The organism is Bradyrhizobium sp. SK17 (assembly GCF_002831585.1).
GTDB lineage: Bacteria > Pseudomonadota > Alphaproteobacteria > Rhizobiales > Xanthobacteraceae > Bradyrhizobium.
On record NZ_CP025113.1, the window covers coordinates 3,755,808 to 3,776,811 of the forward strand.

Here is a 21,004-nt window from a genome sequence, read left to right on the forward strand (position 1 = left end):
CACCGGCAGCACGCACCAGATGCGCGTTTCAATCGTCACAGGCGGTGGTTCCGGCATCGGCGCGGCGGTTGCGCGCCGGCTTGCCGGCCCCGATCAAGCGCTGATGCTGCACGGCCAGGGCGCCGAGGCCGCCGGCTTTGCGCGGTTGAATGCGGTCGCGGAGCAGTGCCGGGGCAAGGGCGCCAGGGTCGAGATCAAGACCGGAGATCTTGCCAGGCCGGGGGCGGGCACAGCGCTGGTCGAGGCGACGCGTGCCGCGTTCGGACCGATCGACGCGATCGTGCATGCCGCGGGCTTCGCCGACCGCCGCGAATTCGCCAAGCTGCCGCGCGAGGCGCTGGAGCGCGCCTTTGCCGTGATGGCGGCGGCATTTCACGAGATCACGGCGGCCGCGCTGTCCGACCTCACGCGCAGCGCGCAAGGCCGTGTCGTCGCGGTCTCCAGTTTCGGCCCGCATCGTTTCGTGCCCGGCGCGACCTATCCCGGATCGGCGGCGGCGAAGGCCGCGCTCGAAGTGCTGGTGAAATCGCTTGCGATCGAGCTTGCGGCATCCGGCTCGACCGCCAACGCCGTGATGCCCGGCTATACGCGCAAGGATCCCGGCCTGCTCGGCGCGCTCGATACCGCGACCTGGGACCGTGTCGCGAAGGCCAATCCGATGCAGCGGCTGGCCGAGCCCGACGAAGTCGCCGCCGTCGTCGCATTCCTGCTGTCGCCGGACGCTGCCCATGTCACCGGCGCGACGCTGCCGGTCGATGGCGGGCTGACCCTGATGTGAGGGCGCCATGGTCGGCGTCGTCGTGCCGGCATAGCGCGTGACACGCGCGGGGCCGCCTGCGATGCTGGGGCCGCAGGGTGAGCACGAGACACGCGGCAGCCGAGGGGCAGGATGAACTACGTCTGGGATTTCGGGATCCTCGCCAAATACAGCCATCTGTTCTGGCTCGGGCTCGGCTGGACCATCGCCTACACGATCGGCACCATCATCCTCGGGACCCTGATCGGCCTGATCGTCGGCATGCTGCGGCTGCGGCGGATCCCGGTGATCGACTGGCTCCTGGTCGCCTATATCGAATTGTTCCGCTGCACGCCGCTGCTGGTGCAGATCATCTGGTTCTACTACGCGTTTCCGGTGGTGATCGGCGTCAACATCCCGGCGCATGTCGCAGCGGTCAGCGTGCTGTCGCTCTATGGCGGCGCGTTCTATGCCGAGATCGTGCGCGGCTCGATCGAGAGCGTGCCGGTGGGGCAGTGGGATGCTGCGAAGGCGCTTGGCTTTCGCGGCTGGCGGCTGATGCGGCTCGTGATCCTGCCGCAGGCGCTGAAGCCGATGATGGCGCCCTATGTCAACCAGTCGGTGACGCAGCTCAAGAACACCTCGCTGGTCTCGATCATCGCAGTGCCCGATCTGGTCTACAACGCGACGCTGATCAACGCCGACACCTATCGGCCGCTCGAGGTCTACACCATCGTGGCGCTGATCTATTTTGCGATCCTGTTCCCGTCGACGCTGGTGGCGCGGCGGCTGGAGCGTGGCCTGACGTATGACAAGGTGTGATCTTTCTCACCTCTCCCGGAGGGAGAGGTGACAGGCGGGGCTCAGACCGAGCAAGAGCAAATCCTCAGATATTCAACTCCACCGGCACGTCTTCCGGCTTGACGCCGGCAAGTCCGAGGCCCTTGACGAACCATTCGCGCATCTGGCCGATGCCGCGGTTGTAGTCGATCCACACCGAGAGGAAATCGCGCCAGCGCTTGTCCTGCTCGCGCCGCACCGCCGTGCCGCTCGCGATCGTCACCGACGGTGAAGTCAGGACCTTGTAGGTGCCGAGGTTCGGGTTCTTGGCGATCGCGGTCAGCCCGAGCACCAGCGCGTTGACCACGCAATCGACGCGGCCCGACGACATCTCCAGCATCACCTCGTCGCGCGACTTCAGCGACTTGATGGTGGCGTTCGGCGCAAAGCGCCGCGCCACCGCCTCGTTGGCCGAGCCGACGTCGACCGCGATCTTGACCTCCGGCTTGTTGATGTCGGCCCAGGTCTTGGCTTCCAGCCCCTTCTTCAGCATCGCGCCGAACGGATGCGGGAACACGAGGTTGGTGAAATCGACCACCAGCGCGCGCTGCGGCGTCGGGTTGAGCGCGAAGCCGAGATCGATCTTGTTGGCCTGCAAATCCAGGATCGAATTGCCATAGGTCGATTCGACATACTCCAGCTTGACGTCGAGCAGCTTGGCGAGGTCGTTGGCCATCTCGATCGAGAAGCCGGACCAGGTGCCGGTGGCGAGGTCCTTGTTGAAATAGGGCAACTCGCCAGGCAGCACCGCGATCCGCAGCACCTTGTTGGCGCGGATGCGATCCAGCGTGTTGTCGGCTTGCGCCTGCGCCGCGGCCGGCGTTGCCATCGCGGCCGCGAGCGCCGCGCCGCTGCCGATCCCGAGCGCGTAGCGCAGCGCGTCGCGGCGATCTTCGGACATCTTCACGTCATCGGATTGAGTCAAGCGGGCCTCCCTGCACCAGATCGGGAAGCCTAGCGTCGGTATCCGGAGCCAGCAAGGGCGTGCGCCTGCACCATTGGTAGGCGATAGGGTGCGAGGGCAGACGTCTCTCACCTCGCCCCGCCTGCGGGGAGAGGTCGGATTGCATCGTACGATGCAATCCGGGTGAGGGGGAGCCTCCGCAAGCTCGATGCGCACCATATGCGCGGAAAGAGCCCCTCACCCTGACCCTCTCCCGTAAGAACGGGGAGAGGGGAAGCGATCAGAATCAATACCGTCCCGGCACGTACATCTCCGGCGGGATCGGGCCGCGGTGATAGTCGGGGTTGCGCACCCGCGGCGGCAGCACCACCGGTTGGTGGGAGACCTGCTGATACGGAATCTGGCTCAGCAGATGCGAGATGCAGTTGAGCCGGGCGCGCTTCTTGTCGACGGCATCGACGATCCACCATGGCGAGTCCGGCAGGTGGGTGCGTTCCAGCATCGTCTCCTTGGCCTTGGTGTAAAGCTCCCAGCGGGTCCGCGCCTCGACGTCCATCGGGCTCAGCTTCCACTGCTTCAGCGGATCCTGGATCCGCATCGAGAAGCGGAAGGCCTGTTCCTCGTCGGTGATCGAGAACCAGTATTTCAGCAGGATGGTGCCGGAGCGGATCAGCATGCGCTCGAATTCCGGCACCGACTTGAAGAATTCCTCATACTGCTCGTCGGTACAGAACCCCATTACCTTCTCGACGCCGGCGCGGTTGTACCAGCTGCGGTCGAACAGCACGATCTCGCCGCCGGCCGGCAGATGCGAGACATAGCGCTGGAAGTACCATTGCGTGCGCTCGCGCTCGCTCGGCGCCGGCAGCGCCGCGATCCGGCAGACCCGCGGGTTGAGCCGCTGGGTGATGCGCTTGATGACGCCGCCCTTGCCGGCGGAATCGCGGCCTTCGAACAGCACGACGACCTTCTTCTTCTCGTGCTGCACCCAGTCCTGTAGCTTGACCAGCTCGCCCTGCAACCGCAGCAATTCGCGGAAGTAGAACTTGCGATCGATCGACGGCTCGCCGCCGCCGTCATGCTCGAGTTGGTCGAGCCTGATGTCATCGAGTTCGAGCTCGAGTTCCTCGTCGAGGCTGTCGGCCATCTCCTGGTGGATGCGGGCGCGCAAGGCTTCCTCGTGCGAGGCTTCCTCGCGCAAGGCTTCCTCCCGCAAGGCTGCATCTCGAGAGGCTTCGTCGGTGAGGTCGGAGGCGGTCATGAATGTCCGTCTTTCAGTGTGTTAGCTGGATCGGCGGGAGCATTGACGGGTGATGTTACCCCTCTATGACAATGGCATGACCGCTGTTTCACGCAGGCCGCGGGACTGTGCTAACAAGCGATCACAAGATCAAAAACGGGAGCTACGCCGATGATTTCGCTCACACCCAAGGACGTCCTGCCGGCGGACGTGACCGCCGGCACGCTGGTCGGGCGGGTCTGGCTGCCGCAGGCCGGCGGCCCGGCCGTGGCCGCGGTGCGGGCCGACGGCGTGTTCGACGTCACCGCGCGCTTTCCCACGGTGAGCGCGCTGTGCGAGGAAGCTGATCCGGCGGCCGCGCTGCGCGCCGTGCCCGGCGTGCGGATCGGCGACCTCGAAACCATCCTCGCCAACACGCCGCCGGACCACCGTGACACGACCAAGCCGCATCTGCTCGCGCCGGTCGATCTCCAGGTGCTGAAGGCCGCCGGTGTCACCTTCGCGATCTCGATGCTGGAGCGGGTGATCGAGGAGCGGGCGCGCGGCAACCCGTCCTCGGCGGACGCGATCCGCAAGGAGGTGGTGCGCCTGGTCGGCGACGATCTCTCCAAGCTGAAGCCCGGCTCCGAGCAGGCGATGAAGCTGAAACAGGTGCTGATCGATCAGAACGCCTGGAGCCAGTATCTCGAGGTCGGCATCGGCCCCGACGCCGAGGTGTTCACCAAGGCGCCGACGCTGTCGTCGGTCGGCACCGGCATGGATGCCGGGCTGCATCCGAAGTCGACCTGGAACAACCCGGAGCCGGAGGTCGTGCTCATCGTCTCCGGCCGCGGCAAGATCGTCGGCGCAGCCCTCGGCAACGACGTCAATCTGCGCGACTTCGAGGGCCGCTCGGCGCTGTTGCTGTCGAAGGCCAAGGACAACAACGCCTCCTGCGCGATCGGCCCGCTGCTGCGGCTGTTCGATCAGACCTTCTCGCTCGACGACGTCAGGAAGATGGATGTTGGCTTGACCGTGCAGGGCGCCGACGGCTTCCTGCTCGAGGGCCATTCCTCGATCAGCAAGATCAGCCGCGACCCGACCGACCTGGTCGCGCAGACCATCGGCGCCGTGCATCAATATCCCGACGGCTTTGCGCTGTTCCTCGGCACGATGTTCGCGCCGGTGAAGGATCGCGACGCCAAGGGCGAGGGTTTCACCCACAAGCGCGATGACATCGTTACCATCGCCGCCCCCCAGCTCGGCAAGCTGGTCAACCGGATGCGCAACAGTGACGAATGCGAGCCCTGGACCTTCGGCCTCGGTGCGCTGATGAAGAACCTGGCGCAGCGCAGGCTGTTGTGACGGCGTCGGCGGAGTGGGAACAGGCGCAATCGCGCCGTGTCCGCCGCAGGCGCTGCATCGTCACTTGCGATATTGCGCGTCGCTGACCTTCTCCAGCCAATCGACATTGCTGCCGTCGAGCGTCTCCTGCACCGCGATATGCGTCACCGCGGTGGTCGGTGTCGCGCCATGCCAGTGCTTCACGCCGGGCGGAAACCAGATCACGTCGCCGGGCCTGATCTCCTCGACCGGCCCATCTTCGCGCTGTACCCAGCCGCAGCCGGCGGTGACGATCAGGGTCTGGCCGAGCGGATGGGTGTGCCAGGCAGTGCGCGCGCCGGGCTCGAAGGTCACGCTGGCGCCGCCGACCCGCGCCGGCTCCGATGCCTGGAACAGTGGATCGATCCGGACCGTTCCGCTGAAATAATCCTCGGGTCCCTTGCGGGACGGCTGCGATCCGATCCGGGTGATTTGCATGATCTCGCTCCCGTGTTGGTTCGTCGTGATCGCCAGCGCGGCGAGGCCGCCGGCCGTGCCGGTGAGCAGGCCGCGCCGCGACAGCGAGGTCACTGCGGCCGCTTCTCGATCACGTCCTTGACGACCGGCAGTGCCGAGAACGCGTTCGGCCATCCGGCATAGAAGGCGAGCTGCGTGACCATCTCGCCGGCCTCGGTCCTGGTCAGCCCGTTATCCATGGCACGGCCGAGGTGATAGGTGATCTGCGCCACCTGTCCGGTCGCCACCAGCGCGCTGACGGTGACCAGGCTGCGGTCGCGCGGCGCGAGGCCGGGCCGCAGCCAGAGATCGCGGAACAGCACGTCCGCGGTGTATTGCACGAGGCCCGGGGCGATATTGCCGAACTGTTCGCCGACGCGCCTGGCACGCTGTGCCTCGGCTGCCTCGTCGAGCTTGAGCTGCGGACCCGATGCGGCGGGGATCTGGTCGGTGCCGATGTGGCGCGCGGCGAACACTTGCCGGGCCACCACGACCGCCGACATCGCATTCGCCCAGCCGGTGTAGAAGGCGAGATGGGTGATGGTTTCGGATATCTCGGCCGGCGTCACGCCATTGTCGAGCGCGCGACCGAGATGGTCGGCGAGTTCGATGGTCTGATTGCGTGCGATCAGCGCGGCAAGCGTGACGAGGCTGCGGTCGCGCGGCGACAGGCCGGGACGCGTCCACAGATCGCCGAGCACGACGCTCTCGCGGTATTTCCCGAGCGCGGGCGCGACCGCGCGCATATCATCCATGATTGGCATCGATTGTGCTCCTTGTGGCAGCTCGGCCCCGGACAGGGGAGGCGACGCGATCGCCCACGCCATGATCATGACGAGGGTCCGAAGCAGGGCTGCGACGACCGGCGATGTGGCGGCGTGCGCGCCCGGTGGTGTCATGGACATGGTGGCTGGCGGCCGAATTGTTGGCTGCCGGAAAGCTAGCGCTTGCGCGACCTGCGGATTAGATGATGAAAAGTGCATGCATTCATGAGGCCTGCTAATCAATGGACCGGGACAATGCGAGCGACCTGCTGATCTTCCTCGCGGTGGCGCGGGAGCGCAGTTTCACGCGCGCCGCCGCCAAGCTCGGCCTGTCGCAATCGGCGCTGAGCCAGATCGTCCGCGCGCTGGAGGAGCGGCTCGGCGTGCGGCTGTTGAGCCGTACCACGCGCAACGTCGCGCCGACCCAGGCCGGCGAGCGCCTGCTGCGCTCGATCGGACCGAAATTCGACGAGATGGACAGCGAGCTCGCGGCGCTCAGCGAGCTGCGCGAAAAGCCGGCCGGCAATATCCGCCTGACCTCGACGGAGTACGCCGCGGAGGCGATCCTGATGCCGGCGCTGCGCGAGATCCTGCCGAGATATCCTGACATCAAGATCGAGGTCGTGATCGACTACGGCCTCACCAACATCGTCGCCGAGCAATATGACGCCGGGATCCGCCCGGGTGAGCTGGTTGCAAGGGACATGATCGCGGTGCGGGTCAGTCCCGATTTACGGATGGCGGTGGTCGGTTCACCCGACTATTTCGCCACCCGCAAGAAGCCGCGCACGCCGCAGGAATTGACCGAGCACAATTGCCTCAACCTGCGCCTGCCGACCCATGGTGGCCGGCTCTATGCATGGGAGTTCGAGAAGAACGGCCGCGAGCTCAACGTCCGCGTCGAGGGACAGCTGGTGTTCAACGGCTCCGGCACGCTGCTGAGTGCCGCGGTCAACGGGCTTGGCCTGGCCTGCATGACCGAAGGCCAGGCCAAGCCGCACCTGACGAGCGGCCGGCTGGTGCGCGTGCTCTCCGACTGGTGCCCGCCATTCTCCGGCTATCACCTCTATTACCCGAGCCGCCGGCAGGCTTCGCCGGCGTTCTCGCTGCTGGTCGACGCGCTGCGATATCGCGGCAAACCGTGAGCGGGCGGCGCGCCGGCAGTCTTCACAAGCCCATCATGCGGAACACCATGCCGGGCACATTCAACCCGTAATGATGGTGGTGACGGTGGTGATGGTGTCGCGCCGGCTCGTCGCTTGCGGCGGCTATCGCCGTCTTGCCGCCATCCTGCTCCGGGCCGATGACGTCGAACGCGGCCTTCTGCTCGTCGCTGAGCGAATTGTAGAACGTGTCGAGCGCCGGACGCACCGTTCCGATCGCCTGGAGCATGGCGTCGAGCCGTGCCTGCACGGCCGCGAGGCGCGCCGGCGGCGTCCGTGCATCGCTCGGCGGACATGACGACTTCAAGCCATCCTCGGCCTTGGTCGCGGCGTCCTTCAGGGCATCGAGGTTCACGCGCTGTGCATCGGTCGGCTTCACCTGGCGATCGATGAGGTCGCCCGGCCAGCCGATCGTGGTGGCCGGTTGCGCGGTGCTGCAACTGCCGGTGTCCGCGGTGGCCTGGCGCGGCGAACGTCCGCGTTGCGCACGCTGCTGATCCGCTGCGAGCGCGGTCACCTTGGCCTTCTGGTCGTCGCTGAGCAGGCCATAGAACTTGTCCATCGCCGGTTGCAGGCTGGCAACGGCGGTGCGCATGGCCTCGAGACGCTGTTGCATGGCGGCAAGACGGCTCGGGGCGGTCAGCGGCACATCCTTGGGGCACGAGTTGAGAATGGTTTCGGATGCTGTCTGCGAGGCGCTGGCGAGCTCGTCGAGCGCGGTGCTCTGTTCGGCATTGGGCTGGATCGCGTCGCGGAACTGGTCGATCGGGAAGCCCGCGATGTTGCGGCTGTCGCTGCCGCACATGTCGGCGAGCGTCGTCGGCTCGGCCTGAGCTGAATTGTCGGATGCCGCCGGCTGACGCGCGCCGCGGTGGCTCGGCAGGTAATCGGCATAGCCGCTCAGGGCATCGTAGTCATACGGGCCGAACAGGCCGGTATAGATATCGCCGTAGCCATAGTCCCAGAAATACGGGTCATAATCATCGCCCCACCAGGCGTAGTCGTAGAGATCATAATAGGCATAGGGCCAGAACACCGGACCGACCCAGCCGAAACCGCCATGCGGATGGTGCCACCACCAGCCGCCGTGGTGATGGCCCCAGGCAGCTCCCGCTGCGGCCGTCACGATCGCAGCGCGCGCCATCGGGCTGCGCAAGCCACCGGGCCGGTGCATAGCGGCTGCGATCGGACGCGAGGACAGGGTGCGGCCGACGGCGCGGGCGTTGCGCCCCATCGCGGCGGCTGAAGGCGCGTGGCGGCCCCCGGCTACGCCGTGCGAGACCGCCGGATTGCCGGCGGCTGGGTTGTGGGTGATGGCGGGATTGTGGGTGGCGTGGAATTGCCGCGCGCCGCCGCCGCGCCCGATCCTGGTGGCGGCATGCGGCGCCGCATGAATGGTATGGAAACCGCCGCCGTGAAAGCCGCCGCCATGAAAGCCACCGGCTCGAAGCCCGCCGCCGTGGAAGCCTCCACCACCGCCATGGAAGCCGCCCATCGCTCCGCCGCGGAAACCGCCTCCGCCGTGGAAACCGCCGCCACCATGAAAACCGCCGCCACCGCCGCCATGGAAACCGCCGCCGCCGTGACCTCCGCCACGGGCTGCCAGCGCAGGATTCGCGGGCAGCGTCGCCCATGTTGCCGTCGCGAGAATTGCGACGAGCGCCAACCACGGGAATTTCCGGCGCACAGCTCTGGCCATGTTGGTTCTCGCTGGTGTCAAAACATCCAATAATGCCGGACACCAACACTTCACGCCGCCGCCCGGTTCCTGCCGGGAGGTCAACCGCACGTGCTTCTTTGGAAGCATACGTTCCGCAATGGCAGCCTCGGTGCCGATCACTGAGTTGCCCGACGGGTCAAGACCCAGCGTCGAAAATATTTCGGTTTATCGGTAGGGCAACTCAGTGTATGGTCTGCCGGTCTCGCCCGATCGAGGGGCGCTTCGCGATCGTCACGAGCGCGGGTCGAGATGCGGTGGACGCCGAATGCGCGACTGACGAGTGCGCGTGAAGCGGACGGTGAAGTCGTGTGGTCCTGACGCCCAAGTGGCAGGTGTCTTTTCCGATTGCGCGGTGCGCGTTGCGAAGACGGTGACAAACAAGCCAAGTCTCGCCGGGGAGAGCACGAAGTAAGCCGTAACCCATCGCGCAGGGAAAGCCGGGTTGTTTCCGGTTACACCTGTGGTCCTACCCCGTGCTTTCTACCTTTTGCACGGGGCCCATGGGTGCGATCGGCACCCGGCTTTCCCTGCGCCCTCTTCGAGATGAGGGCGAGACAAGAAGCAAACCTCGGACAAATCATGTCGCGAGAATGCGAAGTTGTGATTCACCGGCCGTGCCCCACATTCACCGTCGTCCCGGCGAAGGCCGGGACCCATAACCACCAATGCTGATTGATGCGCGACGCTGGAACGACGAGTCCCATTCACAACACAAGCCGCGGCGTATGGGTCCCGGCCTTCGCCGGGACGACATCGAGTATACGGTCCGAGTATTCCGACACACTCACACCGGCAATGCCGTCGAATATTTCACCTGGCTCAATGCAAAGCTCGACTCGATCGAGGCGATGCCGTCGAGGCGGGTCAGCTTGTTCTTCAGGAAGGCTTCATAGGAGGAGAGGTCGGCGGCGACGACGCGGAGGAGATAGTCGCGGTTGCCGGTCATCAGATAACACTCCAGCACCTCGTCCCATTTCGAGATCGCGCGGGCGAAGCGGTTGAGGTCTTCCTCCTTCTGCCGCGCCAGCTTGATCGAGATGAACACCGAGACGTGCAGCCCGAGCGATTTCTGGTCGACGGTCGCGATGTAGCGCGAGATCACGCCGCGCTCCTCGAGCAGCTTGACCCGGCGATGGCAGGGCGACACCGACAGCCCGACCTTGTCGGCGAGCTCCTGCATGGTCATGCGGCTGTCGGTCTGGAGCAGACTCAGGATCTTGCGGTCGATGGCATCGAGGGCAGGCATTGGTATGAACTCGTCGATTGAGGCAGGATCGTGGGAATTTATCCCAATTTTTCCTGTGCTGTCGCGTGGAATTGAGATTTTCGGCGACCATCGCGGCGGTAACATCGGCGAACTTGCTGGGAGCCTCGCCATGGGAATTGTGCCTGAACGCCTCGACATGCTCACAGCCCTGGCCCGCAAGGTGCTGTGGCTGTCGTCGTGGACCATCCATCACGCCAACCATGTCCGGCCCTCGACCGACGGGCTGAAGGTCGGCGGTCACCAGGCCTCGTCGGCCTCGCTCGCCAACATCATGTCGGCGCTGTATTTCTCGGTGCTGCGCCCGCAGGACCGCGTCGCGGTCAAGCCGCACGCGAGCCCGGTGTTTCACGCCATCCAGTATCTGTTCGGCCACCAGACCCGCGACAAGCTGGAGAATTTCCGCGGCTACAAGGGCGCGCAATCCTATCCGTCGTGCACCAAGGATGTCGACGACGTCGACTTCTCCACCGGCTCGGTCGGTCTCGGCGTGGCGCAGACGCTGTTCGCCTCGCTGGTGCAGGATTATGTCAAGGCGCATGGCTGGCTGAACGACCGGCCCGAGGGCCGCATGATCGCGCTGGTCGGCGACGCCGAGATGGACGAAGGCAACATCTTCGAGGCGCTGCTGGAGGGCTGGAAGCACGGCCTGCGCAACACCTGGTGGGTGGTCGACTACAACAGGCAGTCGCTCGACGCCGTGGTGCGCGAGGGGCTGTGGTCGAAGTTCGAGACCATGTTCCGCAATTTCGGCTGGGACGTGGTGATCGTGAAATACGGCAAGCTGATGCTCGAGGCGTTTGCCGAGCCCGGCGGCGAAGCATTGAAGCGCTGGATCGACAATTGTCCGAACCAGATGTACGCGGCGCTCTGCTTCCAGGGCGGCGCTGCGTTCCGCAAGCGGCTGCACGACGAGATCGGCGACCAGGGACAGGTCACGGCGCTGATCGACCGCCGCAGCGACGATGAACTGCTGGCGCTGATGTCGAATCTCGGCGGTCACGACATGGCGAGCATGATCGAGGCCTTCGAGGCGATCGACCATGATCGTCCGGTCTGCTTCATCGCCTACACCATCAAGGGCGTCGGCCTGCCGATGCAGGGCCACAAGGACAATCACGCCGGGCTGATGACGGTGGCGCAGATGGAGAAGTGGCGCACCGCGCAGAACATCCGCACCGGTCACGAGTGGGACAAGTTCGAGGGCTTGTCGCAGGAGCCGGCGAAGCTCGAGGCGTTCCTGGCGGCCGCGCCGTTCAACCGCGAGGGCCGCCGCCGGCTCTCGGCGCCCGTCATCGACGTGCCGGAACGGTTGGCTTTCAAGGCGTCCGCGCAAATGTCGACCCAGCAAGGCTTTGGTCTGGTGCTGCACGAATTGGCGCGCGGCGACAACGAACTCGCCTCGCGCATCGTCACGACGTCGCCCGACGTCACCGTGTCGACCAATCTCGGCGGCTGGGTCAACCGCCGCGGCCTGTTCGCCAAGGCGGAGAACCATGACCTGTTCCGGCAGGAGAAGATCCCGTCGGCCTTCACCTGGGAATATTCGCCCAAGGGACAGCATCTCGAACTCGGCATCGCCGAGATGAACCTGTTCATCATGCTTTCGGCGCTCGGGCTGTCGCACCAGATCAACGGCGCGCGGCTATTGCCGGTCGGCACGCTGTACGATCCCTTCATCGAGCGCGGCCTCGATGCCTTGAACTATGCCTGCTACCAGGACGCCCGCTTCATGGTGGCGGCCACCCCGTCGGGCATCTCGCTGGCGCCGGAAGGCGGCGCGCATCAGTCGATCAAGACGCCCTTGATCGGGATCGGGCAGGACGGGCTCGCCTCGTTCGATCCGGCCTTCGTCGATGAACTTGCCGTGATCATGGGGTGGGGCTTTGGCCACATGCAGCGCGAGGGCGCCGAGGGTGGTTCGGTTTACTTGCGGCTCTCGACCCGGACGCTGGAGCAGCCGCAACGGATCATGACGCCGGATCTGCAACGCGACATCACCGAAGGCGCCTACTGGATGCGCAAGCCGGGTCCGAACTGCGACCTGGTGATCGCGTATACCGGCACCGTCGCGCCGGAGGCGATCGAGGCGGTCGGCCTGATCGGAGAGAGCCACCGCGACGTCGGTCTCCTGGCGGTAACCTCCGCCGACCGGCTCTATGCCGGTTGGTCCGCGGCACGGAATTTGCGCCGCGACCGCCGTGGCGCGCAGCATTTGAGTCATATCGAGCGCATGCTGGCGCCGCTCGGCCGCGACTGCGGCATTGTGACCGTAATCGACGGCCATCCGGCCGCGCTCGGCTGGCTCGGCAGCGTGCGCGGCCATCGCCTCGAGGCGCTCGGCGTCGAGCATTTCGGCCAGACCGGCACCATCGCCGACCTCTACCGCCACTACGGCATCGACGCCAATGCGATCATCGATGCCGCGGAAAGCCTGTCGGTCGGCGCCCCGGTGCGGCATCGCAAGATGGCGGTGTAGCCCCGGCTCTCACCACGTGGTCGTCCCGGCGAAGGCCGGGACCCATTACCACAAAAGGGAGTTGTGGACGCGACTCGTTGCCCCAGCATTCTTCTCACCATTAACGGTGGTGGTTATGGGTCCCGGCCTTCGCCGGGACGACGGTTGGAGTCTTGCTACCTGCTGGCCTCGCATCTTATATGCCGTGGGCGTGCACGAGCCGCGCCCCGCATATGGCGGGTTCAATTCGCCCTGCTTTCGTGCAAGGATGCCTGCCGAACGCTCTCCGTTCCCAATTCCATACGCCCCCTACAAGAGGTTTCCGATGGTCAATCGCATGCAATTCTACATCGACGGCGCCTGGGTCGATCCCGTCGTCAAAGGCAAGTCCACCCCCGTCGTCAATCCGGCGACCGAAGAAGCGATGTACGAGATTGCGCTCGGCTCCAAGGCCGATGTCGACAAGGCGGTCGCCGCCGCCAAGCGCGCGTTCGAGACCTATTCCCGGACCAGCCGCGAGGAGCGCATCACGCTGCTCACCAAGATCGTCGAGGTCTACAAGGGCCGCATGAAGGAGATCGGTGCTTCCGTCTCCGACGAGATGGGCGCACCGCTGCCGATGGCCGAGAAGCTGCAGGCCGGCGCTGGCCTCGGCCACCTCATGAACACCCTCGAAGTGCTGAAGAAGTACGAGTTCGAGGAGACCATGGGCACCGCCGTGATCGTGCGCGAACCGGTCGGCGTCGTCGGCATGATCACGCCCTGGAACTGGCCGCTCAACCAGATCGCCTGCAAGGTCGCGCCCGCGCTCGCCGCCGGCTGCACCATGATCCTGAAGCCGTCGGAGTTCACCCCGACCTCGGCGCTGATCTTTGCGGAAATCCTCCATGAAGCCGGCGTGCCGAAGGGCGTGTTCAACCTCCTCAACGGCCTCGGCCCGGAGGTCGGTGCCGCGATGAGCGAGCACCCGGACATCGACATGATCTCGTTCACCGGCTCGACCCGCGCCGGCGTCGACGTCGCCAAGCGCGCCGCGCCGACCGTCAAGCGTGTCAGCCAGGAGCTCGGCGGCAAGTCGCCGAACGTGATCCTCGAAGGCGCCGATCTCGCCAAGGCAGTGACTGGCGGCGTGATGCACATGTTCAACAACTCGGGCCAGTCCTGCAACGCGCCGTCGCGCATGATCGTGCCGCTCTCCAAGATGAAGGAAGTGGCCGCGATCGCGAAGGGCGTCGCCGACAAGACCAAGGCCGGCGATCCGCGTGCCGACGGCACCACGATCGGTCCGGTGGTCAACCGCGGCCAGTGGGACAAGATCCAGGCGCTGATCCAGAAGGGCATCGACGAGGGCGCAACGCTCGTCGCCGGTGGCCCGGGCCTGCCCGAGGGCGTCAACAAGGGCTTCTATGTCCGTCCGACCATCTTCGCCGACGTCACCAACGACATGACGATCGCCCGCGAGGAAATCTTCGGGCCGGTGCTGACCATCCTCGGTGCCAAGGACGAGGCCGAAGCCGTCAAGATCGCCAACGATACGCCGTATGGTCTGGCCGGTTACGTCTCGGCCGACACCGTGGAGAGCGCGCGCCGCGTCGGCCGCCAGATCCGCGCCGGCAACGTCAACCTCCAGGGCGTGCCGAACGAGCGTTCCGCCCCGTTCGGTGGCTACAAGCAGTCCGGCAACGGCCGCGAGTGGGGCCGCTACGGTCTGGAAGAATATCTCGAAGCCAAGGCGGTCGCCGGCTACAACGCCGCGTAAGCTGGAAGGGCGAGAGGCACGAATTTGGCGCCGGGGCGGGCAACTGCTCCGGCGCCAGACGTTTGGGAAGGTAGAAATTTTATCGTCGTCCCGGCGCAGGCCGGGACGACGCGAACTAACCGCCGAGCGCGCCCTGCGTGTTGACATACAGCGCATAGATCGACTGGCTCGCGGCCATGAACAGGCGGTTGCGCTTGACGCCACCGAAGCAGAGATTGGCGCAGCGCTCCGGCAGCGCGATGCGGCCGATCATGACGCCGTCGGGCGCGAACACCACGACGCCGTCGAGTTCGGGATCGCCCATGCCCCAGCCGCACCACAGATTGCCGTCGATGTCGCAGCGCATGCCGTCTGGCGTGCCGGGACCGGCATCGATGAAGACGCGCTTGTTGGCAATCGTCTTGCCGTCGGCGGAAACGTCGTAGGCTAGGATCTTGCGGTTCGGCTCGCCGCGTGATTCCACGACGTAGAGAATCTTCTCGTCCGGCGAGAAGCACAGCCCGTTGGGGCCGAGCACGCCCTCGGCAACGATCGTCGCCTTGCCGGTTTCGGGGTCGAGCCGGTAGACGTTGGGCTCGATCTCCGGATCGGCCTTGTAGCCCTCGTAATTGCCGAGCAGGCCGAAGATCGGATCGGTGAACCAGATCGAACCGTCGGACTTCACCACGACGTCGTTCGGCGAGTTCAGCCGCTTGCCGCCGAACGAGTCGATCAGCACCGTGATCGATCCGTCATATTCGGTGCGGACCACGCGGCGGCCGCCATGCTCGCAGGTGATCAGCCGGCCCTGGCGGTCGCGGGTGTTGCCGTTGGCGAAGTTCGACGGCTTGCGGAAGATGCTGACCGCGCCGGTCTCCTCTTCCCATTTCAGGATGCGCTGGTTCGGGATGTCGCTGCACAACAGATAGCGTCCGTCGCCGAACCACACCGGACCTTCGGCCCAGCGCAGGCCGGTGGCGATGCGTTCCACGGCGGAGAGCTTCAGCCAGTATTTCTCGAAGCGCGGATCGAGCGCATGGATCGCGGGATCGGGGTAACAGGTCGCGGGACGCCAGCCGGCGGAATGAACATCGGACATTTGCTGTTCTCGTTGTTGTGTTTCCTCTGCGCATGGTTTGCTATCATTGTCGGCCTGCGACCGCAATTCGATCGCGGCAATCAGGAAAGACGAGGGACGGCATGCCACGCATATTGATGACCGGCGCATCGGGTGGAATTGGAACGAGCCTGCGCAAGCTGCTGCCGCCGATCTATCCGGATCTCCTGCTCAGCGACATCAAGCCGCCATCCGATCTCGGCGGACACGAAAAATTCAAGGCGGCCGATCTCGCCGATCTCGCGGCGGTCGAGGCGATCTGCGAGGGCGTCGACGGCATCCTGCATTTCGGCGGCTATTCGGTCGAGGGACCCTGGGATGCGATCCTGCAATCCAACATCATCGGCTGCTACAATCTGTTCGAGGCGGCGCGCAAGCAGGGCGTCAAGCGCGTGATCTTCGCCTCGTCCAACCATGCGGTCGGCTTCTACCCGCGGCATCACCGTATCGGCACCGACGTCACGGCGCGGCCGGACAGCCGCTATGGGGTCAGCAAGGTGTTCGGCGAAGGGGTCGGTGCGCTCTATGCCGACAAGTACGACATCAAGGTGACGTGCATCCGGATCGGCAATTTCGGCGAGGCGCCGCTCGATCACCGCAGGCTGTCGATCTGGCTGAAGCCGGAAGACCTGGTGCAACTCTGCCGCATCGGCCTCGAGCATCCCGACATCCATTTCGAGGTGCTGTACGGCGCGTCCTACAATGAGCGCTCATGGTGGGACAATCACCGCGCCTACGATCTCGGCTATCGCCCGACCGGCCGTGGCGAAGACTTCCGCGAGCATGCGATGGCCGAGCAGGCCAAGCTGCCGCCCGATCCAGTCGGCGACTACTACCAGGGCGGCGCGTTCTGCAGCATGGAGTTCGACGGTGACGAGAGCAGGGTGATCGACTGGAAGAAGTGATCAATCGTCGCACTGGGGGAGTTGTTTCACGGCCTCGGTGTGCTCGCGCTGCGGCTCGTTGGAGTTTCGCCCGGACGCCTTGGGCGGGCTTCCGGGCCCGTCATAGGTCTCGGAAAAGTGGGCGAGCGGGAAGCTGAGGCTGATCTTCTGTCCGGTCAGGTTCTTCGCTTCCACCGCGATCGCCTGCGCATGCTTCAGCCGCTGGATGAGCTCGGCATTGGCCTCCAGCGTGCCGCCGCAACCGAGCGTGTAGCAGTGAGTCCTGCCGATCTGCATCGGCTCTTCCTGGTCGATGCGGAGGCTGATCGTGCCTTCCAGCATGGTCCGCGTTCCGACATTCGCGGTCAGCAGCGCGCGGGTGCTGCTCTGCGGCGAGATGCTGATGGTGCCCCCCGACGGCGCGCACTTGCCGCGCGCGGCGGCCGCGACGAAGCAACTCGCCTCGGTGAGACAAGTCTTGGCCCAGGGCTCGTAGCTGAGCTCGGTCGCGCGCGGGTCCGCCGCCTTGGCAATTCCGCTCAGCGCGAGCTGGGCAGCAAGCGATCCAATCAACACAGCCACATAGCGCATCGCCGTCTCCTTCACGAGGAGGCCGGGTATCGCGCTATTGCGGCTTTTTGTCGTTGGAGATGCGGACCAGATAATCCGCCTTGCTGTACTGCATGTGATCGACGCAGAGCTGCGCCAGCGCCCAGCTGTCGCGACCCTTCAGGAGCTCGATCATCAGTTCGTGCTGGCGGCGCGACAGCGCAAGGCCTTCGCTATCGGCGAGGTTCTTGGCGCGCATCGGCAGCGTCAGGTTCATGTAGTCCTGTAGCGATCGCACCAGATAGGGATTGCCGCAGGCGGAGAACAGCGCGAGGTGGAATGCATCGTTGGTCTCGTGAATGCCGCGCATGTCCTGCGCGTCGGCCTTGACGCAGTAATGCCGTTGCAGCTCGCTCAATTGGTCGATCAGGCCTTCCGGTGCGGGCAGGGCGATCATCAGTGCGGCCTGCCGCGTCAGCATCTCGCGCACCTCGTAGATCTGGCGCACTTCCTCGGCCGAATAGAACCGCACCGTGGCGCCGACATTCTTCTCGCGCAGCACGATGCCCTGGCGCTCGAGCTGGAACAGCGCTTGGCGGACGAAATGCCGGCTCGCGCCGTAGCGCTGCATCAGCGTATCCTCGACCAGCCGCAGGCCGGGCGCGAAGCGGCCGAAGATGATGTCCTCCTCCAGCCGGCGGATCACTTCCGCCTGTTCCTCCTCGCGCGAGGGGGTCTGGAGTTCGGACGGGATGGGCTCGGCTTTCATGGCTCTGGGCTTCGGATCGATGCCGGAGGTCAGCACGACGCGTCGGTTATTGTCAATAATAGGGACGATTTTGCCGCATGGCAGCGCCGCTCTATCACCAGATTATCTCATATTGACAATAATTCCCGCCGCTCCTTAAGTGCCGCCTGATAACCACGGGATGAGAAGAAAATGGCCGACGGACTTCGCAAGGGACTGACCAGCTATGGTGACGCCGGCTTCTCGCTGTTCCTGCGCAAGGCCTTCATCAAGGCGATGGGCTATTCGGACGACGCGCTCAATCGCCCGATCGTCGGCATCACCAACACCTACAGTGACTACAACCCCTGCCACGGCAACGTGCCGCAGATCATCGAAGCGGTGAAGCGTGGCGTGATGCTGTCGGGCGCGATGCCGTTCGTGTTCCCGACCATCTCGATCGCCGAGAGCTTTGCGCATCCGACCTCGATGTATCTGCGCAATCTGATGGCGATGGATACCGAGGAGATGATCCGCGCCCAGCCGATGGATGCGGTGATCGTGATCGGCGGCTGCGACAAGACCCTGCCGGCACAGATCATGGCGGCGATCAGCGCCGATCTGCCGACGGTCGTGATTCCGGTCGGCCCGATGGTGGTCGGCCATCACAAGGGCGAGGTGCTCGGCGCCTGCACCGATTGCCGCCGGCTGTGGGGCAAGTATCGCGCCGGCGAGATCGACGACACCGAGATCGAGGCGGTCAACGGGCGCCTTGCGCCTTCCGTGGGCACGTGCATGGTGATGGGCACCGCCTCCACCATGGCCTGCATCACCGAGTCGCTGGGCCTGTCGCTGCCGATGAGCGCGACGATCCCGGCGCCACATGCCGAACGCTTCCGCTCCGCCGAGGCCAGCGGCCGCGTTGCCGCCGAGATGGCGAAGACCAAGGGGCCGAAGCCGAGCGAGATCCTGACGCCGGCTTCGTTCCGCAATGCGCAGGTCGTGATGCAGGCGATCGGCGGCTCGACCAACGGGCTGATCCACCTCACCGCGATCGCCAACCGTTCGCCGCACAAGATTGACCTCGCGGCGTTCGACAAGCTCGGCCGCGAGGTCCCCGTGCTGGTCGACCTCAAGCCGTCCGGCGAGCACTACATGGAGCACTTCCATCATGCCGGCGGCGTGCCGAAGCTGATGGCACAACTCGGCGACCTCATCGACTTGGACGCCAGGACCATCACCGGTCAGACCTTGCGCGAGGTCGTCGCCAACGCCGAGGACGTGCCGGGGCAGGATGCGATCCGCTCCAAGGCCAACCCGATCAAGTCCGAAGGTGCGATGGCGATCCTGCACGGCAATCTCGCGCCGCGCGGCGCCGTGATCAAGCAGTCGGCGGCGAGCCCGAAGCTGTTGCAGCACACCGGCCGTGCCGTGGTGTTCGAGTCGGTCGAGGACATGACGCTGCGGGTCGACGATCCCGCGCTCGACGTCACCGCCGACGACGTGCTGGTGCTGCGGAATGCCGGCCCGAAGGGCGCACCTGGCATGCCGGAGGCGGGTTACCTGCCGATCCCGAAGAAACTCGCCCGCACGGGTGTGAAGGACATGGTCCGGATCTCCGATGCGCGGATGAGCGGCACGGCGTTCGGCACCATCGTGCTGCACATCACGCCGGAGTCCGCCGTCGGCGGCCCGCTCGGCCTGGTGCGGAACGGCGACATGATCCGGCTCGACGTCGCCAAGCGCAGCATCGATCTGCTGGTCGACGAGGCAGAATTGCAGAAGCGCCGCGCGGCGCTCGCCCCGGCCGGCACGCCGGACAGGGCCAAACGCGGCTACGCGCATCTCTTCAACGAGACCATCCTGCAAGCCGACGAAGGCTGCGATTTCGACTTCATGCGCGCCAAGGGAAAGTAACGGGCGTCGTCGCGTAGCGACGGAATTGTCGATAATTCCTGCCGCGCGCCCCAAGATATCGCACAGTGGTCGCTGAATCCTCCTGTTTTATTGACAATCCCGCGGGACTGGTGGGATGATCTCGTCAATCAAAAACCGGGGGAGCGTCGCGATGGGCACTTCAGCCAAGATCGTCGGGATCGCCATGGCCGCGGCAGCGCTGCTGCTGCCGTCGAGCGTCGGCGCGCAGGAGGTCAAGCACTTCCGCTTCGCCTATGACCAGCCGCGCAACACCGGCTATTCGGTCGCCGGCGATCTGTTCGCCGACAAGCTCAAGGAATTGAGCAAGGGGACGATGATCGTCGATCAATATCCCGGCGCGCAACTCGGCCAGGAGCCGCAATTGCTGCAACTCGTGAAGTCGGGCGACATCGAGTTCGCCATCATCTCCTCCGCCAACACCGCGACGATCTCGCCGCAGGCCGGCGTGATGTCGCTGCACTTCCTGTTCCGCAACGATGCCCATGTGATCAAGGCGCTGGCCGACCCGCAGGTGTTCGATGCCATCAGGACCATGATCGACGACACCGCCCAGGGCCTGCATGTGATCGGCACCGGCTCGCAGGGTGTGCGGCACATCTACAGCAAGAAGGAGATCCACAATGTCGGCGACCTCAAGGGCGTGAAGGTGCGCGTGCAGGCGACCGCGACCGAGGACACCATGTTCCCGGCCTATGGCGCGCAAACCGTGCACATGCCGTTCGGCAGCGTCTACACCTCGCTGCAAACCGGGGTGGTCGACGCTGCCGAGAACAGCATCAACGTCTATCTCGTCAACAAGCATTACGAGGTCGCGCCGGTGCTCTCGATCACCGAGCACGAGGCCAACAACGCGCTGCTGTTCGTCTCCGACAAGCTCTGGCAGAGCCTCTCCGCCGAGCAGAAGGGCTGGGTGCAGGCCGCCGCCAACGAGGTCAGCGCCAAGGAGCCGCAGAAGGCCTTCGAGCTGGAGCGGAGCGCGCTGACCAAGCTGAAATCGTTCGGCGTCAAAGTGGTCGAGGATGTCGACAAGAAGAGCTTCACCGCGATAGCGGATCCCTATCTCGACAAGCTCGCCAAGGAGCTCGGCCCGCACGCCGAGAAGATCAAGAACCTGATCCGCGCGATCAATTAAGGCCCGGGTCGA

The 21,004-nt window shown here is 65.3% G+C and carries 18 protein-coding genes; 9 read left to right on the top strand and 9 right to left on the bottom strand.

What is annotated here, in order from left to right:
• The first annotated feature begins 19 nt into the window (after positions 1-19).
• The gene (locus CWS35_RS17300; RefSeq protein ID WP_100952680.1) at positions 20-778 is read left to right on the top strand and encodes an SDR family NAD(P)-dependent oxidoreductase; all 759 of its coding nucleotides are present in this window, start codon (positions 20-22) and stop codon (positions 776-778) included.
• 111 nt (positions 779-889) lie between these two features.
• Positions 890-1,558, top strand: a complete 669-nt coding sequence (locus tag CWS35_RS17305) for an amino acid ABC transporter permease (RefSeq protein ID WP_024580871.1) — start codon at positions 890-892, stop codon at positions 1,556-1,558.
• A gap of 64 nt (positions 1,559-1,622) precedes the next feature.
• On the opposite strand, the gene CWS35_RS17310 is transcribed toward CWS35_RS17305, so the two are convergent.
• Positions 1,623-2,501: a transporter substrate-binding domain-containing protein gene (locus CWS35_RS17310; RefSeq protein WP_024580872.1), complete on the bottom strand. Its 879-nt coding sequence runs from the start codon at positions 2,499-2,501 to the stop codon at positions 1,623-1,625.
• 265 nt (positions 2,502-2,766) lie between these two features.
• The gene (gene ppk2 / locus CWS35_RS17315) at positions 2,767-3,627 is read right to left on the bottom strand and encodes a polyphosphate kinase 2 (protein ID WP_162487053.1); all 861 of its coding nucleotides are present in this window, start codon (positions 3,625-3,627) and stop codon (positions 2,767-2,769) included.
• A 264-nt stretch (positions 3,628-3,891) separates the two neighbouring features.
• On the opposite strand from ppk2, the gene CWS35_RS17320 reads away from it, so the two are divergent.
• Positions 3,892-5,064: a fumarylacetoacetate hydrolase family protein gene (locus CWS35_RS17320; RefSeq protein ID WP_100952682.1), complete on the top strand. Its 1,173-nt coding sequence runs from the start codon at positions 3,892-3,894 to the stop codon at positions 5,062-5,064.
• Positions 5,065-5,124: 60 nt separating this feature from the next.
• Here CWS35_RS17320 and CWS35_RS17325 read toward each other — a convergent pair whose 3' ends face one another.
• Entirely contained in the window at positions 5,125-5,520 is a 396-nt protein-coding gene (locus tag CWS35_RS17325; protein WP_100956439.1) for a cupin domain-containing protein, read from the bottom strand.
• An 89-nt stretch (positions 5,521-5,609) separates the two neighbouring features.
• Positions 5,610-6,371, bottom strand: a complete 762-nt coding sequence (locus CWS35_RS17330) for a carboxymuconolactone decarboxylase family protein (RefSeq protein ID WP_100952684.1) — start codon at positions 6,369-6,371, stop codon at positions 5,610-5,612.
• 173 nt (positions 6,372-6,544) lie between these two features.
• Between CWS35_RS17330 and CWS35_RS17335 the strand changes: the two genes are divergently transcribed.
• A complete protein-coding gene (locus tag CWS35_RS17335; RefSeq protein WP_100952686.1) occupies positions 6,545-7,447 on the top strand; it encodes a LysR family transcriptional regulator in 903 nt (300 codons plus the stop codon).
• Between the two features lie 22 nt (positions 7,448-7,469).
• On the opposite strand, the gene CWS35_RS17340 is transcribed toward CWS35_RS17335, so the two are convergent.
• Positions 7,470-9,164, bottom strand: coding sequence for a Spy/CpxP family protein refolding chaperone (locus tag CWS35_RS17340; RefSeq protein WP_168226346.1), 1,695 nt, complete (start codon positions 9,162-9,164; stop codon positions 7,470-7,472).
• Between the two features lie 805 nt (positions 9,165-9,969).
• Positions 9,970-10,431 carry an Lrp/AsnC family transcriptional regulator gene (locus CWS35_RS17345; RefSeq protein ID WP_024579268.1) on the bottom strand — a complete coding sequence of 154 codons (462 nt, stop codon included), beginning with the start codon at positions 10,429-10,431 and terminating at the stop codon, positions 9,970-9,972.
• Positions 10,432-10,561: 130 nt separating this feature from the next.
• Between CWS35_RS17345 and CWS35_RS17350 the strand changes: the two genes are divergently transcribed.
• The gene (locus tag CWS35_RS17350; protein WP_100956443.1) at positions 10,562-12,928 is read left to right on the top strand and encodes a transketolase; all 2,367 of its coding nucleotides are present in this window, start codon (positions 10,562-10,564) and stop codon (positions 12,926-12,928) included.
• 304 nt (positions 12,929-13,232) lie between these two features.
• Positions 13,233-14,666, top strand: a complete 1,434-nt coding sequence (locus CWS35_RS17355) for an aldehyde dehydrogenase family protein (RefSeq protein WP_100952688.1) — start codon at positions 13,233-13,235, stop codon at positions 14,664-14,666.
• A 115-nt stretch (positions 14,667-14,781) separates the two neighbouring features.
• Here the strand turns inward: CWS35_RS17355 and CWS35_RS17360 are convergent, their stop codons facing one another.
• Positions 14,782-15,744 carry an SMP-30/gluconolactonase/LRE family protein gene (locus tag CWS35_RS17360; RefSeq protein ID WP_100952690.1) on the bottom strand — a complete coding sequence of 321 codons (963 nt, stop codon included), beginning with the start codon at positions 15,742-15,744 and terminating at the stop codon, positions 14,782-14,784.
• 101 nt (positions 15,745-15,845) lie between these two features.
• Between CWS35_RS17360 and CWS35_RS17365 the strand changes: the two genes are divergently transcribed.
• On the top strand, positions 15,846-16,667 hold the full coding sequence (locus CWS35_RS17365; RefSeq protein ID WP_100952692.1) for an NAD(P)-dependent oxidoreductase: 822 nt from the start codon (positions 15,846-15,848) through the stop codon (positions 16,665-16,667).
• Here the strand turns inward: CWS35_RS17365 and CWS35_RS17370 are convergent, their stop codons facing one another.
• Both CWS35_RS17370 and CWS35_RS17375 read right to left on the bottom strand, forming a co-directional pair.
• Positions 16,668-17,237, bottom strand: coding sequence for an invasion associated locus B family protein (locus tag CWS35_RS17370; protein WP_145987187.1), 570 nt, complete (start codon positions 17,235-17,237; stop codon positions 16,668-16,670).
• 34 nt (positions 17,238-17,271) lie between these two features.
• Complete coding sequence (locus tag CWS35_RS17375) at positions 17,272-17,964, bottom strand: GntR family transcriptional regulator (RefSeq protein ID WP_100956445.1); 693 nt, start codon at positions 17,962-17,964, stop codon at positions 17,272-17,274.
• Positions 17,965-18,135: 171 nt separating this feature from the next.
• Here CWS35_RS17375 and CWS35_RS17380 point away from each other — a divergent pair, with 171 nt between their 5' ends.
• Together CWS35_RS17380 and CWS35_RS17385 are read left to right on the top strand one after the other, a co-directional pair.
• Positions 18,136-19,839 (top strand): IlvD/Edd family dehydratase, encoded by a 1,704-nt coding sequence (locus CWS35_RS17380; protein ID WP_100952694.1) that lies wholly within the window; start codon positions 18,136-18,138, stop codon positions 19,837-19,839.
• Between the two features lie 151 nt (positions 19,840-19,990).
• Positions 19,991-20,992, top strand: coding sequence for a TRAP transporter substrate-binding protein (locus CWS35_RS17385; protein ID WP_100952696.1), 1,002 nt, complete (start codon positions 19,991-19,993; stop codon positions 20,990-20,992).
• The last annotated feature ends 12 nt before the right edge of the window (positions 20,993-21,004 follow it).

Excerpts from the sequence above, each read along its gene's own strand:
- CWS35_RS17355 (WP_100952688.1), top strand. The coding sequence starts at position 13,233 with ATGGTCAATCGCATGCAATTCTACATCGACGGCGCCTGGGTCGATCCC.
- CWS35_RS17385 (WP_100952696.1), top strand. The coding sequence starts at position 19,991 with ATGGGCACTTCAGCCAAGATCGTCGGGATCGCCATGGCCGCGGCAGCG.
- CWS35_RS17325 (WP_100956439.1), bottom strand. The coding sequence starts at position 5,520 with ATGCAAATCACCCGGATCGGATCGCAGCCGTCCCGCAAGGGACCCGAG.
- CWS35_RS17330 (WP_100952684.1), bottom strand. The coding sequence starts at position 6,371 with ATGATCATGGCGTGGGCGATCGCGTCGCCTCCCCTGTCCGGGGCCGAG.
- CWS35_RS17350 (WP_100956443.1), top strand. The coding sequence starts at position 10,562 with ATGGGAATTGTGCCTGAACGCCTCGACATGCTCACAGCCCTGGCCCGC.
- CWS35_RS17300 (WP_100952680.1), top strand. The coding sequence starts at position 20 with ATGCGCGTTTCAATCGTCACAGGCGGTGGTTCCGGCATCGGCGCGGCG.
- CWS35_RS17380 (WP_100952694.1), top strand. The coding sequence starts at position 18,136 with ATGGCCGACGGACTTCGCAAGGGACTGACCAGCTATGGTGACGCCGGC.
- CWS35_RS17335 (WP_100952686.1), top strand. The coding sequence starts at position 6,545 with ATGGACCGGGACAATGCGAGCGACCTGCTGATCTTCCTCGCGGTGGCG.
- CWS35_RS17320 (WP_100952682.1), top strand. The coding sequence starts at position 3,892 with ATGATTTCGCTCACACCCAAGGACGTCCTGCCGGCGGACGTGACCGCC.
- CWS35_RS17375 (WP_100956445.1), bottom strand. The coding sequence starts at position 17,964 with ATGAAAGCCGAGCCCATCCCGTCCGAACTCCAGACCCCCTCGCGCGAG.
- CWS35_RS17305 (WP_024580871.1), top strand. The coding sequence starts at position 890 with ATGAACTACGTCTGGGATTTCGGGATCCTCGCCAAATACAGCCATCTG.
- CWS35_RS17365 (WP_100952692.1), top strand. The coding sequence starts at position 15,846 with ATGCCACGCATATTGATGACCGGCGCATCGGGTGGAATTGGAACGAGC.
- CWS35_RS17340 (WP_168226346.1), bottom strand. The coding sequence starts at position 9,164 with ATGGCCAGAGCTGTGCGCCGGAAATTCCCGTGGTTGGCGCTCGTCGCA.
- ppk2 (WP_162487053.1), bottom strand. The coding sequence starts at position 3,627 with ATGGCCGACAGCCTCGACGAGGAACTCGAGCTCGAACTCGATGACATC.
- CWS35_RS17370 (WP_145987187.1), bottom strand. The coding sequence starts at position 17,237 with ATGCGCTATGTGGCTGTGTTGATTGGATCGCTTGCTGCCCAGCTCGCG.
- CWS35_RS17345 (WP_024579268.1), bottom strand. The coding sequence starts at position 10,431 with ATGCCTGCCCTCGATGCCATCGACCGCAAGATCCTGAGTCTGCTCCAG.
- CWS35_RS17360 (WP_100952690.1), bottom strand. The coding sequence starts at position 15,744 with ATGTCCGATGTTCATTCCGCCGGCTGGCGTCCCGCGACCTGTTACCCC.